Here is a 14215-nt window from a genome sequence, read left to right as displayed (position 1 = left end):
TCGTAGACCTTTCAACGGCGTACGGCGTTGCCTTGCGTCATGCGCTTGCAACACAAGCATGTCGAAATCAGCGCTGGCCAAGTCTGGTCAGGATCGAAAACCACGGACGCAGGCGTCCCAAGGAGCGGGTAGATGAAAAAGCTGTTTACAATTTTGGCAGTGATTGCGCTGACGGCCGGTAGCATCGGCCTCAGTTCGGCGCGTCAGTCGAACGCCAGCAAGGTGCAAACGGAAGCGGTGGCGGGGCAGTTCGATTACTACCTGCTGACGCTGTCCTGGTCGCCGACCTTTTGCCTCACTCACAAGGACGACGTGCAGTGTTCCGGCAAGGGCTACGGTTTCGTGCTGCATGGTCTGTGGCCGCAATACGCCAATGGCGGCTGGCCGGAGTCCTGCCCACCGCTGACCACGTTGTCGGCGGCGGAAACGACCAAAGGCCTGACGCTGTTCCCGACCAAGAAACTGCTTGACCACGAATGGTCCAAGCACGGCACCTGCAGCGGTCTGGGCGCGATGGGTTATCTGGACGAAGCGGACAAAGCGGTCGGCGCGGTGAAAATCCCGCAAGAGCTGCAACCGTTCAGTTCCTCGTACTACTTCGAAGCCCAGGAAATCGCCGACCTGTTCCGCAAGGCCAACCCGGGGATCCCGGCGGATGGCATCGCGGTGATCTGCAGCGGTCCGGAACTCTCGGAAGTACGGGTGTGCATGGGCAAGGATCTGCAGTTCGGCGCGTGCGGCAAGGGCGTGAAGACCCAGTGCCGGGCGGGGGATATTCGGGTACCGCCATCGCGTTGATGTGAGCGGTTTCACGAACAGGAAAGGGCGCCCAAGCAGGCGCCTTTTTTTCGCCTGAAGGTTTGAAGCACCCGGAAAATTCACGCATGCTTGCGCCCCCCCAAAGGATGACCCGCAACACTGCAAGGAGCTGTTCATGAGCGGAAAACCCGCCGCCCGCGTCACCGACCCAACCGCCTGCCCACTCCCGGGACATGGCACCAATCCGATTGCCAGTGGCTCGCCGAATGTGAATTTCGACGGATTGGCCCAATCATCCCTACGTGATCCAGCGTGCAGACGGGCGTCTGGAACACGGGGTGTCTGACGCTAACGGGTTCACCCACGAAGTCAGCTCGCACCTGCCTGAAACCATCAAGCTGTTTTTGGAGGAGTGAGGCATGACCGCTGAAACAGTAACGTGCGCGAAAGGCAACAATTACAAGCTGCACAAGGAACATGCGCTGACGGATAAGAAGGATGTCAGTGACAAGCAGGTGCCGGTGGAGAGTACCAAAGCGATTGTTGTTTTCGTCGGCGGTGCCGGGGATAAGGAAAGTTATTATTTTTCGGGGCCTTATGAAAACATCCTCGCCGCACGGAGGAACTTTGATAAGCGCAATGAAACGCTAAACAACGAAGGTAAATATCGCTGAGAATGGCTGGGATATAACGATGTCAGGGGGAAGCAGGATATCCAACGGAATGTTCTGAGCCTTATTCCGTATAAAAGCTGCCCCGTTTATATCGTTGGTCATAGCCTCGGCGGTTGGAATGGCGCGCACCTGACAAAAATAATGTCGGATTGGGGCTACAGAATTCAGATGCTAATCACCCTTGATCCCGTGGGTGAAGGGACATTGGTTTGGTTAGGTTCAGATATTTATCGCGAGCGCCCTGATCCTGTTGCCGCCGAATGGATCAACATTAAGGCGACCCCGACAAACAGAGACCCATCGGATGGGGTAGCCGATTTTGGCGAAAAGTGGCTTATCTCCTGTGGCCCTTCTTTGAACGCCAACGTAGATACCAATCATGCAGACGCATTAGGGCTTTTTATTGCGCCTGTAGCTGGGAGCAAGTCGGCAAGCGATTTATTGCTGGACTCAATAATGAAGGAGTTTTCGTGATGCACAGGTTACTCTTTTGCTTTTTTCTAGCTATTTGCTCTGGTTGCGCAAAAGACCATGTAAAGCCTCCAGCGAACTTGAGTTTTGTATCTGTTGAAAGGCAAAAGTCACTTCTATACGACATTCGCTATCAGTCGGATGTGGATGTTCTGGACCTGTTTGATAGAGGAGAAAGGGTTGGGATGGCTTCAGGCATGCTGAAATGTGCCTTGGAGGATGATCAGGATTTCTCGGTTGGCAAAGCCATCCGGTTTTCTGCAGTTGGTTTGGTGACGTCGGAAATACGCGAGGATGGCAAGGCGGGATATCCCTATCTCACCAGTGCGTTCATAGTTGAAACTTCCAGCAACCGAAGTTCTGAGAGAAATCTTTCAGTGACAGAACTGAATCACCTCCTCGCCAACAAACAACAAATACCCTGCAAAGTCGTCGTCACCGCGTACGGCTACAAACCCTACTACTCAAACACCATGAACCTGCCAGTTGCGGACCTGCTGCGCGCAATCAACAAACCCCGATAGGCGTAATCGGTGCCCCACGCGATTGCCCGGCGCAGATGCGCCAGGGTGATCACGCGCAAATCCACAACTGAAAATAAATCGACGCACAGCGTTCATCCAAATCTCTTGCGCGCCGATACAACTGGGCGGGCATGTGTTGGCGCGGCGGGTTTGCTGTGCGCACCCCGGTGGGCTACGCTCACGAAAAGTAAGGGTTTCGGGCTGCGGCCCCTGTCGTACCTGCCCAGGACACGTTTTTGCCAATCCCCATTCACGATCCGCATCAGACTCCCGGCACGCTTAAACGCCTGCCGCTGCGCAAGGCGGCAGCGCTGTTCATCGTTGCAGTGTGCCTGTGCCTGTCCGGATTGCTGTATCTGCAACTTGAGCAGACACGACGCCAGGATCTCGCGAACGCGCAGACCGCTTCTTCCAACCTGACCCGGGCCATGGCGCAGCAGGCCGAAGACACGTTTCTGGCCGCCGATCTGGTGCTCACCAGCCTGGTCGATTGGGTCGAGGACGATGGTTACGGCGCCGCGCAACGACCACGTCTGCAAAAAACCTTCGCGCGTCGGGTGCAACAACTGGAACAGTTGCACGGCATGTTCCTGTTCGATCGCGACGGTCAGTGGGTGATCACGTCATTTACGGATCTGCCCCGTGGCAATGGTGTGGCCGACCGCGAGTACTTCAAGTTTCACCAGCAGAACGTTTCCTCCGTGGCGCACATCGGCCCGGCGATTCGCAGCCGTGAGAATGGCGAGTGGATCATCCCGATCTCGAAACGCATCAACGACCGCGCCGGCAATTTCCAGGGCGTGCTGATGGCCGGGATCAAGATGGCGTACTTCGACCGGTTCTTCAAAAGCTTCAGCCTCGATGACAACGGCATCATGTTTCTCGGCCTCAAGGACGGCACGTTGCTGGCGCGGCGGCCGTTCGACGAAGGCCTGATCGGTTCGTCGCTGGCCAAAGGCAGGATTTACCAGAAGCTGCTGCCCGAAGCCCCGGCCGGTACCGCGATGATCAAGTCGGTGGTCGATGGCGTGGTGCGTCTGTACGGCTACCGGCAATTGGCGTCGTATCCGCTGGTGGTCGCGGCGGCGTCATCGCGCGATACGATTCTCAAGGGTTGGTATGAGCGGGCCTTTCAGTCCAGCGTGATTGTGGCGCTGGTGATTCTTGGCGTCGGCCTGTTCGGCTGGGTGTTCATTCATCAGGTGCGCGACGGCGAGCGTATCGAGAAAAACCTGCGCAAGGCGCAGCGCGCACTGGAGCAGATCGCTACCCACGACAGCCTGACAGGGCTGGCAAACCGGCGGCTGTTCGAGCGTTCGCTGGAGATCGAATTTGCCCGCGGCGCACGCCAGTCGAGTCCGGTCGGTCTGATCATGCTCGATATCGATTTCTTCAAGCGCTACAACGATGCCTACGGTCATGTGGCGGGCGATCATTGCCTGACGCAGGTGGCGCAGGTGCTGAAAAATTGTACCCAGCGCAAGTCTGACCTGGCGGTGCGTTACGGTGGTGAGGAGTTTGCGGTGCTGTTGCCGGACACCGACATCAACGGCGCGCTGGCGATTGCCGGGCAGATCCGTCGCAGCGTGATGGACAAACGCATCACCCACAGCGGCTCGCCGACCGGGTATCTGACGGTAAGTCTGGGCTGCTACTCGTTTATTCCCAGCGGCAATGACAGCCTGGAGATGTTTATCCAGCGTGCTGACGCGGCGTTGTATCAGGCGAAAAATGCCGGACGCAACCGCGCTGCGGTGTTGTCGCTTGATACCGGTTTTGCCGAATTGATGCGCTCGGACCGCTGAGGTTTTGACGCTTCAACAGGGGTGAGGGAGCAAGCCCCCTCACACACAGGTCCTATTACCAGCCGTAACGGCGGTTCGTTCAGCTGCCCGAGCCACCGCCCGCGCCGCCGGTTCCGCCCCCGGCCGCGCCTGTGCCACCGCCAGCGCCGGAGCCCGAACCCATGGCGCCGCCGTTGGTGCCAGTGCCATTGCCAGAACCAGGGCTACCAGCGCCGTTACTGCCGGCAGGTGCACCCGGGGTATTGTCCGGCGGCTTAGGCGTGCTTTTGTTGACGTCGGGGTTGGTACTCGATGTGCCAGAACTGTCGTTCGCCGCGAAGCTGGCAGCCGAGGTGGCGGCGAGCAGGCCGGCGAGCAACAACGAGGTGAGTGTGCGTGTAGTCATGGTACGTCTCCAAAAGGGGTCGGTTACCTGACTTTGGTCTGACACTTTTGCCCGTTGGTGCCGATTGGCTGACGAGCGGTTGTTGAGCTTCAGTGTCGGTCGTCCGCCAGTTTCTGCTCCAGCGCCTGCCGCACCTGCGGCCACTCGTCATCGATGATGCTGAAGCGCACCGAGTTGCGCTTGCGCCCGTCCGGCATGATCCGCTCGTGGCGCACGATGCCTTCCTGTTGCGCTCCGAGGCGCAGAATCGCGTTGCGCGACTTCTGGTTGTTCTCGTCGGCGGTGAACTGCACCCGCACGCAGTCGAGCACCTCGAAGGCGTGGCGCAACATCAGGTATTTGGCTTCGGTGTTGACGAAGGATTTCTGCCAGCGCGCGGAAATCCAGCTGCTGCCGATTTCCAGCTTGCGATTGAGCGGGTCGATCTTCCAGAACCGGGTCGAGCCGATGACTTCGCCGCTATCCTTCAACACAATCACAAACGGCATGACCGTGCCGGCGTCGCGGCCGTCCAGGGCCTTCTTCAGGTAGCTGTCGATGGTGCTCGCCGAAGGCACCACGGTGACGGTGAGGTTCCACAGTTCGCCGTCAGCGGCGGCGTGGAGCAGGGCGTCGACGTCGATGTACTGAAGCGGGCGCAGGAGGATGCGCGGGCCTTGCAGCGTGGTGAGCATGGGAACAGGTCTCGGCAGTTTGGGGCAGTGGCGAGCGCCTATTACGCCGCAGCCGGTTGATCCGATGCAACCACCGTCGCCGCTACAGAGTCACAATTTTCACACCTTGTCGCCGGAGTCTGGACGATGAAAAACCTGCGGATCGCCACGTTCAACGTCAACGGCCTGCGCGCACGCTTGCCGAACCTGCTGGAGTGGCTCAGGCGCGAACAACCGGACATCGCGTGCCTGCAGGAACTCAAGTCAGTCGACAGTGCATTTCCTGTAGCTGAACTTGAAGCCGCCGGTTATGGCGCGATCTGGCACGGTCAGGCGTCATGGAACGGGGTGGCGATCCTCGCCCGTGATGCGCAACCGCTGGAGAGCCGCCGCGGCCTGCCGGGCGATCCCGAGGACAAGCACAGTCGTTATCTGGAAGCGGCGGTGCACGGGGTATTGGTCGGCTGCCTGTACCTGCCCAACGGCAACCCGCAGCCGGGGCCGAAGTTCGACTACAAACTGGCCTGGTTCGAGCGCTTGATCCGCTACGCCAAGGATCTGCAAAGCAGCGATCATCCGGTGGTGCTCGCTGGCGATTACAACGTGGTGCCCACCGACATGGACATCTACAACACCCGCTCGTGGCTCAAGGACGCGCTGCTGCAACCCGAAAGCCGCGAGTGTTATCAACGGCTGCTTGATCAGGGCTGGACCGACTCGTTGCGCCATCTGTATCCCGACGATCGCCTCTACACGTTCTGGGATTACTTTCGTCAGCATTGGCAAACCAACTCTGGCCTGCGCATCGATCATCTGCTGCTCAACCCGGCACTCAGCCCGTATCTGCACGAGGCCGGTGTAGACGCCTGGGTGCGCAACGAACCGCACGCCAGCGACCATGCGCCGACCTGGATTCGCATCGGTTCGCGCAAACGTCGGTAACGTTGATTGGCGAAATCAATTGTCGGAATCGGCGCCCAATCCCGTATACATGTCGGCCAGCGGCGCAGCGATCCGCGGCCACATGCAAAAGGACTGAGCAATGAGCGAGCCACGTCTGGCGAATCCGACGTTGTACCTGCAACACCTGGGCTTCGATGCCCCACCGGCACCGACGCTGGAAACCCTGCGGCAGTTGCAGTTGCGCCATACCGGCGTCTTTCCCTTCGAGAATCTGTCGACGATCACCGGCGCACCGGTACTGATCGATCTGGCGTCGGTCGAACAAAAGGTTCTCCACGGTGGCCGTGGCGGTTACTGCTACGAGCTGAACAATCTGTTTCTGGCGTTATTGCTGGAGCTGGGCTTCGACGCCCGTGGCATCTCCGGGCGTGTGGTGCTGGCGCAACCCGAAGGCACGTGGACGGCGCGTACCCATCGCTTGAGCCTGGTAATCATCGATGGCGAGCGCTACATCACCGACGTCGGCTTTGGCGGTATGGTGCCGACCGCGCCGCTGCTGCTCGATACCGAGGCTGAACAGGCGACGCCGCACGAGTCCTATCGCATCGAGAAACAGGCCGATGGCTACATGCTGCGGGCCAATGTCGCCGGCGAATGGCGCGCGATGTACCTGTTTGATCTGCAACGCCAGGAAGACATCGATTACACCCTCGGCAACTGGTACGTATCGACTCATCCCGAATCACCGTTTGCTCAGCGGTTGATGGTTGCGCGCACCGGCGATGGCTGGCGCCGGACCCTGAACAACGGCAGTTTCGCGATTCATCATATGGGCGCCGCCAGCGAGCGACGCGAGGTGGCGGATGTCGCTGAACTGCTTGAAGTGCTGGAGCAGGAATTCGGCCTGCGCGTGCCTGACCAGCCGCATGTGCGCCAGTCGCTGGCGCGGATGCTCGTACCGGCCTGATCTCAGGGCTTGGCCTCCGGTTCCAGTACCCGGCGGATTTCCCCGACCGCCGCCGACAGCTTTTTTTCCAGACTCTTGAGGTCGGCGGCGGTGATGCCTTTCTTGAATTGCCCGGAGTGGGGCGGCTCGGCTTCCTGCTTTTTGCTGCCAGCCTCCAGCAGGGCATGGCGCAGGGTGTTGTTGATCACGGTCTGATAACCGAACCCTTCGTTTTCCGCCACGCTGCGGGCGGCTTCGATGACCGCGTCATCGAGCATGATGGTGATGCGGGTTTTGCCCTTGGTGGGCGCCAAGGCTCCGCGTTTGCCCTGCGAGAAGTCGTATTCGTCTTTCATCGTTCAAGCCTCCTGAAAATAAGCGCAACGCTCGCTCGGTGTGGCGACACGTGCAGAAATGATTCGTACGACGTTGGCTTCGCGATAACTGTACGCAACCACCAGCAAACGTCCTTTGCCATCAAGACCGAGGGTGATCCAGCGCTGTTCGTCATGGTCGTTGTCCTCGACCGTCAGCGCGCGTTCGTCATGAAAGACCGGCTCGGTCTCGGCAAGGCTGACGCCCCTGTGCTTGAGTTTGTTGGCTGCGTTCTTGCTTTTGTCGTACTGAATTTCGAATGACTTCATTATGCATACTTTATATGTATAAAAAAGAGCGCCAGTGCACCGTCGGTCGCCATGAATACTTCAGCCTAGTGCGATAAAAACCGGGGGCAGGAGGGGATGTGTTGCCGGATTTGTGGGAGATGGGGGTGGCGAGATAGAAGCTTGGGTGGCTACCTATCCATTATGTGACCGATAAGTTGTATACAACTCTATGGACATTTGTCACGAGTATTGAATACAGTGTGCGCATAACAAAAACCAGGGAACCCCCCACATGAAAACGCCCCATGTTTCACACCAACGGCCCGAGGACGAAAATCTCGGGGGCGGCGCGAATATGGCTTACGGCCTGCAACATGTTCTGACCATGTACGGCGGTATCGTTGCGGTGCCGCTGATCATCGGCCAGGCGGCCGGGCTGTCGCCGGCGGACATTGGTTTGTTGATTGCTGCTTCATTGTTTGCGGGGGGGCTGGCGACACTGCTGCAAACCCTGGGTCTACCGTTTTTTGGCTGTCAGTTGCCGCTGGTGCAGGGCGTGTCGTTCTCCGGTGTGGCGACCATGGTCGCGATCGTCAGCAGTGGCGGGGAGGGCGGCTTCCAGTCGGTGCTGGGCGCGGTGATTGCCGCGTCGTTGATCGGCTTGCTGATTACTCCGGTGTTCTCGCGAATCACCAAGTTTTTCCCACCGCTGGTCACCGGTATCGTGATCACCACCATCGGCCTGACACTGATGCCGGTGGCCGCACGTTGGGCCATGGGTGGCAATAGCCATGCGCCGGACTTCGGCAGCATGCAGAACATCGGTCTGGCGGCGGTGACGCTGGTGCTGGTGTTGCTGTTGAGCAAGGTCGGCAGCTCGACCATCTCGCGGCTGTCGATCCTGTTGGCCATGGTGATCGGCACGATTCTCGCGGTGTTCCTCGGCATGGCGGATTTCTCCGGTGTCGCCCAGGGGCCGATGTTCGGCTTTCCGACGCCGTTTCACTTCGGCATGCCGACTTTCCACTTCGCCGCGATCCTGTCGATGTGCATCGTGGTCATGGTGACCCTGGTGGAAACCTCGGCGGACATTCTGGCGGTCGGTGAGATCATCGGCACCAAAGTCGACTCCAAGCGCTTGGGCAACGGTCTGCGCGCGGACATGCTGTCGAGCATGTTTGCGCCGATCTTCGGTTCGTTCACCCAGAGCGCCTTCGCGCAGAACGTCGGGCTGGTGGCGGTGACCGGAATCAAGAGCCGTTATGTCGTGGCCACCGGCGGTGTTTTCCTGGTGATTCTCGGCCTGCTGCCGTTCATGGGGCGGGTGATCGCTGCGGTGCCGACGTCAGTGCTGGGCGGCGCCGGTATCGTGCTGTTCGGGACGGTGGCGGCGAGCGGGATTCGCACGCTGTCGAAGGTCGATTACCGCAACAACGTCAACCTGATCATCGTCGCAACCTCGATCGGCTTCGGCATGATCCCGATTGCCGCACCGAACTTCTACGATCATTTCCCGAGCTGGTTCGCAACCATTTTCCACTCGGGCATCAGCTCGTCGGCGATCATGGCGATCGTGCTCAACCTGACCTTCAACCACTTCACTGCCGGCAACTCGGATCAGCAGTCGGTTTTCGCCGCAGCGGAAGAACGCACCCTGCGTTATCGCGACCTGGCGGCGCTGCGTGAAGGCGATTACTTCAGCGACGGCAAGCTGCACGATTGCGATGGCAAGGAAGTGCCGGTGATCGAGGTCGATGCCGATCATGACCACGGTCACGGTACGCCGAAGCCCCAAGTGAAGAGCAGCGAACACGTCTGATCGCTGAATGCATGAAAAGGGCCGATCTGTTGTGAGACAGATCGGCCCTTTTCGTTTCGCAGCAGATTTTCCATCGTCCACAAAAAAGCCCCTGAATCTTTCGATTCAGGGGCTTTGCTATTTGGCTCCACAACCTGGACTCGAACCAGGGACCCAATGATTAACAGTCATTTGCTCTACCAACTGAGCTATTGCGGAATTGGTGCGTATGTTACTGATTCAAAAAGAGAAGTCAAGCATCAGAGTTAAAATTTCCGGTTTGAGCAGGACGGACGGTGTTTTGTCAGCGATTGGCGGTTACCAGAACCGCCTCACAGGTCTACCATGGCTGCCCGGAAGTGGTCACACGCGCTGCCGGCCATTCGCCAAAAGGTACGCGCCATGACTCAAACCGTTCTGATTTCTCTTTCGCGCGAGGTGTTCGTATGAGCATCGCGCAAATCAGCCTGCCCAAAGGGGTTGGCCCGCACGCCGAGAAACTCTTCGACGCGATTACCCAGGCCAGCACCGCTGAAGAGTTGAACCGCGCCGGCGGCAAGGCCGAAGGTTTCGTGCTCGCCCTGGAAAGCACCAAGGCAATCAAAAGTCAGATCGCCGAATCGCTGTACGTCGCCTATGACGACGCAGCCAGTCAGCGTGCGACGGAACTGGCTTAACCGCCGAAAGTGATGGTGCCGAGCATCAGCTTGGCATAAGCCGCGGTGGCGGCCAGTTGCACCAGCCACAAGGCCAGGCCACCAAGGAACACGCCCGCTGCGACTTGCAGCACCAGGCTCTTGTCGCGCTTGGCCGTGGTGCGAGGGATGAAATCATCCAGATCGTCTCGGTCGGCGCGCAGGTTGTCATTTTTCATTTGGGTTCTCACAGAATTCCTGGATGTATACGAAATCTGTGGGAGCGGGCTTGCTCGCGAAAGCGTCGGATCAGTCGCCATGATCTTTGGCTGATACACCGCTTTCGCGAGCAAGCCCGCTCCCATTCAGATTTGTGTGCAGTTTAGAGGGAATGTTGCATTCCTTCGGACAAATAAAAAACGGGAAGCCCCAAGGCTTCCCGTTTTTCATTGCCAGGCGAAATCAGATGACCTGAACGATCGCATCCGTTACCGCTTTGATGTTGCTCTGGTTCAGCGCCGCGACGCAGATGCGGCCGGTGTCCAGGGCGTAGATGCCGAACTCGCTGCGCAGGCGGTGCACCTGTTCGGTGGTCAGGCCGGAGTAGGAGAACATGCCGCGCTGACGGCCGACGAAGCTGAAGTCACGCTGCGGGGCTTTCTCGGCCAGCAGGGCAACCATCTGCTCGCGCATGCCGCGAATGCGCAGGCGCATTTCTGCCAGTTCCGCTTCCCACTGGGCGCGCAGTTCCGGGCTGTTCAACACAGCGGCGACGATGCTTGCACCGTGGGTCGGCGGGTTCGAGTAGTTGGTGCGGATCACACGCTTGACCTGCGACAGCACGCGCGCGCTTTCTTCTTTCGATTCGCTGACGATCGACAGGGCGCCAACGCGCTCGCCGTACAGCGAGAACGACTTGGAGAACGAACTCGAGACGAAGAAAGTCAGGCCCGATTCGGCGAACAGGCGCACAGCCGCCGCGTCTTCGTCGATGCCATCGCCGAAACCCTGGTACGCCATGTCGAGGAACGGCACGTGACCTTTGGCCTTGACCGCTTCCAGAACGTTTTTCCAGTCAGCCGGGCTCAGGTCGACGCCGGTCGGGTTGTGGCAGCAGGCGTGCAGCACGATGATCGAGCCGTTCGGCAGGGCGTTGAGGTCTTCGAGCATGCCGGCACGGTTCACGTCGTGGGTGGCGGCGTCGTAGTAACGGTAGTTCTGCACCGGGAAGCCAGCGGTTTCGAACAGCGCGCGGTGGTTTTCCCAGCTCGGGTCGCTGATGGCCACGACGGCGTTCGGCAGCAGTTGCTTGAGGAAGTCGGCACCGATTTTCAGTGCGCCAGTACCGCCGACAGCCTGAGTGGTGACGATGCGACCGGCAGCGATCAGCGGCGAGTCGTTACCGAACAGCAGCTTTTGCACCGCCTGGTCGTAGGCGGCGATGCCGTCGATCGGCAGGTAGCCACGGGAGGCGTGCTGAGCAGCGCGAATGGTTTCGGCTTCGATCACCGCGCGCAGCAGGGGAATTCGCCCCTCTTCGTTGCAGTAAACACCTACACCCAGGTTGACCTTGGTGGTCCGGGTATCGGCGTTGAATGCTTCGTTGAGGCCCAGGATTGGATCGCGGGGTGCCATTTCGACAGCGGAGAACAGGCTCATTATTACGGCGGCTCTGAATGGAGAGTGGAGGGACGTGTCGCGCTCCAGCCGAATGCACTAGAGCGGTGCACAAACGGGGAGCTAGTATAGAGGCCATCACTGAGCAATGGCGACAGGCGATTCAGCTTTTCAGGCAAGTTTTTCCGATTATTTCTTGACCGTTAGTCGATTGACTCTGTCAGAGACTTTACCGGATGTAGGACGTTTGCCTTGAAAGGCGAGGCAATCGGCTCCACATTGAGCACAATCTTCGTTTTTCCTTGGGCGACAACGGTCGTTTGCGGTCATCCCCGTGGCTCGGCTGTTTTCTGCGCGAGCCGCGATCCCAGAGGTGTGTATGTCCGAATTCCAGCTAGTCACCCGCTTCGAGCCCGCCGGCGATCAGCCTGAAGCCATCCGCCAATTGGTGGAGGGCATCGAGGCCGGGCTGGCGCACCAGACGCTGCTCGGTGTGACCGGCTCGGGCAAGACCTTCAGCATCGCCAATGTCATCTCGCAGGTACAGCGCCCGACGCTGGTGCTGGCGCCGAACAAGACCCTCGCCGCGCAGCTGTATGGCGAGTTCAAGGCGTTCTTCCCGAACAACGCGGTCGAGTATTTCGTTTCCTACTACGACTACTACCAGCCAGAAGCCTATGTGCCGTCGTCCGACACCTTCATCGAGAAGGACGCGTCGATCAACGACCACATCGAGCAGATGCGTCTGTCCGCGACCAAAGCGTTGCTCGAGCGCAAGGACGCGATCATCGTCACCACGGTGTCGTGCATTTACGGTCTGGGTAGCCCGGAAACCTATTTGAAGATGGTGCTGCACGTCGATCGCGGCGACAAACTCGATCAGCGCGCCTTGCTGCGGCGTCTGGCCGACCTGCAATACACCCGCAACGACATGGATTTTGCCCGGGCGACGTTCCGGGTGCGCGGCGATGTGATCGACATCTATCCGGCGGAATCCGATCTGGAAGCGATCCGCATCGAGCTGTTCGATGACGAGGTCGAGAGCATTTCCGCGTTCGACCCGCTGACCGGCGAAGTCATCCGCAAGATGCCGCGCTTCACCTTCTACCCGAAGAGTCACTACGTGACGCCGCGCGAGACCCTGCTCGACGCCATCGAGCACATCAAAGTCGAGTTGCAGGAGCGCCTCGAATACCTGCGCAGCAACAACAAACTGGTCGAGGCCCAGCGCCTCGAACAGCGCACCCGTTTCGACCTGGAAATGATCCTCGAACTGGGTTACTGCAACGGCATCGAAAACTACTCGCGCTACCTGTCCGGGCGCCCGGCCGGTGCCGCGCCGCCGACGCTGTATGACTATCTGCCGGCCGACGCCTTGCTGGTGATCGACGAATCCCACGTCAGCGTGCCGCAAGTCGGCGCGATGTATAAGGGTGACCGTTCGCGTAAGGAAACCCTGGTCGAATACGGCTTCCGCTTGCCTTCGGCACTGGACAACCGGCCGATGCGTTTTGACGAGTGGGAAGGGGTGAGCCCGCAGACGATTTTCGTCTCGGCGACCCCGGGCAATTACGAGGCCGAGCATGCCGGGCGCGTGGTCGAGCAAGTGGTGCGTCCGACCGGTCTGGTCGACCCGCAGGTTGAAGTGCGTCCGGCGCTGACTCAGGTTGATGACCTGCTCTCGGAAATCACCAAACGCGTGGCGGTCGAAGAGCGGGTGCTGGTCACCACGCTGACCAAGCGCATGGCCGAAGACCTCACCGATTACCTCGCCGACCACGGTGTGCGCGTGCGTTATCTGCACTCGGACATCGACACGGTCGAGCGGGTCGAGATCATTCGCGACCTGCGTCTGGGCACCTTCGATGTGTTGGTGGGGATCAACCTGCTGCGTGAAGGTCTGGACATGCCGGAAGTGTCGCTGGTGGCGATTCTCGACGCGGATAAGGAAGGCTTCCTGCGTTCCGAGCGCTCGCTGATCCAGACCATCGGCCGGGCGGCGCGGAACCTCAATGGCCGGGCGATTCTCTACGCCGATCGCATCACTGGCTCGATGGAGCGAGCGATTGGCGAGACCGAGCGTCGTCGCGATAAGCAGATCGCCTTCAACCTGGAAAACGGAATCACCCCGAAGGGTGTGTTCAAGGACGTCGCCGACATCATGGAAGGCGCCACCGTGCCCGGCTCGCGCAGCAAGAAGCGCAAGGGCATGGCCAAGGCTGCCGAAGAAAGCGCCAAGTACGAAGCCGAACTGCGCTCGCCGAGCGAAATCACCAAGCGCATTCGGGCGCTGGAAGAGAAGATGTATCAGCTGGCGCGGGATCTGGAATTTGAAGCGGCGGCGCAGATGCGCGATGAGATTGCCAAACTTCGCGAGCGGCTGTTGGCGGTTTGATCTTCATCGTCTGACCAGGCCTCTTCGCGAGCAAGCCCGCTCCCA

The 14215-nt window shown here is 59.5% G+C and carries 14 protein-coding genes, 1 tRNA gene and 2 pseudogenes; 10 read left to right on the top strand and 7 right to left on the bottom strand.

Translation table 11 applies throughout. The features are described from left to right. Positions 1-132 precede the first annotated feature (132 nt). The 5 genes and pseudogenes from V9L13_RS11160 (at position 133) to V9L13_RS11140 (ending at position 4233) form a co-directional block, all read left to right on the top strand. Positions 133-798 carry a ribonuclease T2 gene (locus V9L13_RS11160; protein ID WP_003226484.1) on the top strand — a complete coding sequence of 222 codons (666 nt, stop codon included), beginning with the start codon at positions 133-135 and terminating at the stop codon, positions 796-798. Between the two features lie 136 nt (positions 799-934). Next, a pseudogene (locus tag V9L13_RS11155) lies at positions 935-1175 on the top strand (PAAR domain-containing protein). 3 nt (positions 1176-1178) lie between these two features. Beyond that, positions 1179-1907, top strand: a pseudogene (locus V9L13_RS11150) (alpha/beta hydrolase). Continuing rightward, positions 1907-2428, top strand: a complete 522-nt coding sequence (locus V9L13_RS11145) for a hypothetical protein (protein ID WP_338802525.1) — start codon at positions 1907-1909, stop codon at positions 2426-2428. The pseudogene V9L13_RS11150 and the gene V9L13_RS11145 overlap by 1 nt, the downstream one beginning before the upstream one ends. A gap of 236 nt (positions 2429-2664) precedes the next feature. Next, positions 2665-4233, top strand: a complete 1569-nt coding sequence (locus V9L13_RS11140) for a sensor domain-containing diguanylate cyclase (protein ID WP_338802524.1) — start codon at positions 2665-2667, stop codon at positions 4231-4233. Positions 4234-4312: 79 nt separating this feature from the next. Here the strand turns inward: V9L13_RS11140 and V9L13_RS11135 are convergent, their stop codons facing one another. Together V9L13_RS11135 and V9L13_RS11130 are read right to left on the bottom strand one after the other, a co-directional pair. Further along, entirely contained in the window at positions 4313-4618 is a 306-nt protein-coding gene (locus V9L13_RS11135; protein WP_003226473.1) for a hypothetical protein, read from the bottom strand. 89 nt (positions 4619-4707) lie between these two features. Further along, the gene (locus V9L13_RS11130) at positions 4708-5292 is read right to left on the bottom strand and encodes a GNAT family protein (protein ID WP_338802523.1); all 585 of its coding nucleotides are present in this window, start codon (positions 5290-5292) and stop codon (positions 4708-4710) included. A gap of 126 nt (positions 5293-5418) precedes the next feature. Here V9L13_RS11130 and xth point away from each other — a divergent pair, with 126 nt between their 5' ends. Together xth and V9L13_RS11120 are read left to right on the top strand one after the other, a co-directional pair. Then, positions 5419-6213: an exodeoxyribonuclease III gene (gene xth, locus V9L13_RS11125; RefSeq protein ID WP_338802522.1), complete on the top strand. Its 795-nt coding sequence runs from the start codon at positions 5419-5421 to the stop codon at positions 6211-6213. A 100-nt stretch (positions 6214-6313) separates the two neighbouring features. After that, a complete protein-coding gene (locus tag V9L13_RS11120) occupies positions 6314-7141 on the top strand; it encodes an arylamine N-acetyltransferase (RefSeq protein ID WP_338802521.1) in 828 nt (275 codons plus the stop codon). A 2-nt stretch (positions 7142-7143) separates the two neighbouring features. Here the strand turns inward: V9L13_RS11120 and V9L13_RS11115 are convergent, their stop codons facing one another. Both V9L13_RS11115 and V9L13_RS11110 read right to left on the bottom strand, forming a co-directional pair. Further along, the gene (locus V9L13_RS11115) at positions 7144-7476 is read right to left on the bottom strand and encodes a BrnA antitoxin family protein (RefSeq protein ID WP_262142982.1); all 333 of its coding nucleotides are present in this window, start codon (positions 7474-7476) and stop codon (positions 7144-7146) included. A gap of 3 nt (positions 7477-7479) precedes the next feature. Then, positions 7480-7764, bottom strand: a complete 285-nt coding sequence (locus tag V9L13_RS11110; RefSeq protein WP_338802520.1) for a BrnT family toxin — start codon at positions 7762-7764, stop codon at positions 7480-7482. A 253-nt stretch (positions 7765-8017) separates the two neighbouring features. Here V9L13_RS11110 and V9L13_RS11105 point away from each other — a divergent pair, with 253 nt between their 5' ends. Beyond that, the gene (locus tag V9L13_RS11105; RefSeq protein WP_338802519.1) at positions 8018-9544 is read left to right on the top strand and encodes a nucleobase:cation symporter-2 family protein; all 1527 of its coding nucleotides are present in this window, start codon (positions 8018-8020) and stop codon (positions 9542-9544) included. A gap of 122 nt (positions 9545-9666) precedes the next feature. On the opposite strand, the gene V9L13_RS11100 is transcribed toward V9L13_RS11105, so the two are convergent. After that, positions 9667-9742: transfer RNA gene (locus tag V9L13_RS11100), tRNA-Asn, on the bottom strand. 227 nt (positions 9743-9969) lie between these two features. Here V9L13_RS11100 and V9L13_RS11095 point away from each other — a divergent pair. Next, the gene (locus tag V9L13_RS11095) at positions 9970-10200 is read left to right on the top strand and encodes a hypothetical protein (RefSeq protein ID WP_338802518.1); all 231 of its coding nucleotides are present in this window, start codon (positions 9970-9972) and stop codon (positions 10198-10200) included. Here the strand turns inward: V9L13_RS11095 and V9L13_RS11090 are convergent. Together V9L13_RS11090 and V9L13_RS11085 are read right to left on the bottom strand one after the other, a co-directional pair. Next, positions 10197-10397 carry a hypothetical protein gene (locus tag V9L13_RS11090; RefSeq protein WP_003226457.1) on the bottom strand — a complete coding sequence of 67 codons (201 nt, stop codon included), beginning with the start codon at positions 10395-10397 and terminating at the stop codon, positions 10197-10199. The two genes, V9L13_RS11095 and V9L13_RS11090, sit on opposite strands and share 4 nt — an antisense overlap. A 223-nt stretch (positions 10398-10620) precedes the next feature. Then, positions 10621-11817: an amino acid aminotransferase gene (locus V9L13_RS11085; protein ID WP_338802517.1), complete on the bottom strand. Its 1197-nt coding sequence runs from the start codon at positions 11815-11817 to the stop codon at positions 10621-10623. Positions 11818-12154: 337 nt separating this feature from the next. Between V9L13_RS11085 and uvrB the strand changes: the two genes are divergently transcribed. Then, entirely contained in the window at positions 12155-14170 is a 2016-nt protein-coding gene (gene uvrB / locus V9L13_RS11080) for an excinuclease ABC subunit UvrB (protein WP_003226454.1), read from the top strand. Positions 14171-14215 lie beyond the last annotated feature (45 nt).

Origin of the sequence: Pseudomonas sp. RSB 5.4 (assembly GCF_037126175.1) — a bacterium.
Taxonomy (GTDB): Bacteria; Pseudomonadota; Gammaproteobacteria; order Pseudomonadales; family Pseudomonadaceae; genus Aquipseudomonas; species Aquipseudomonas fluorescens_H.
Note: the sequence above shows the minus strand (reverse complement) of the source record. Positions and strands in the feature narration are given on the sequence as shown.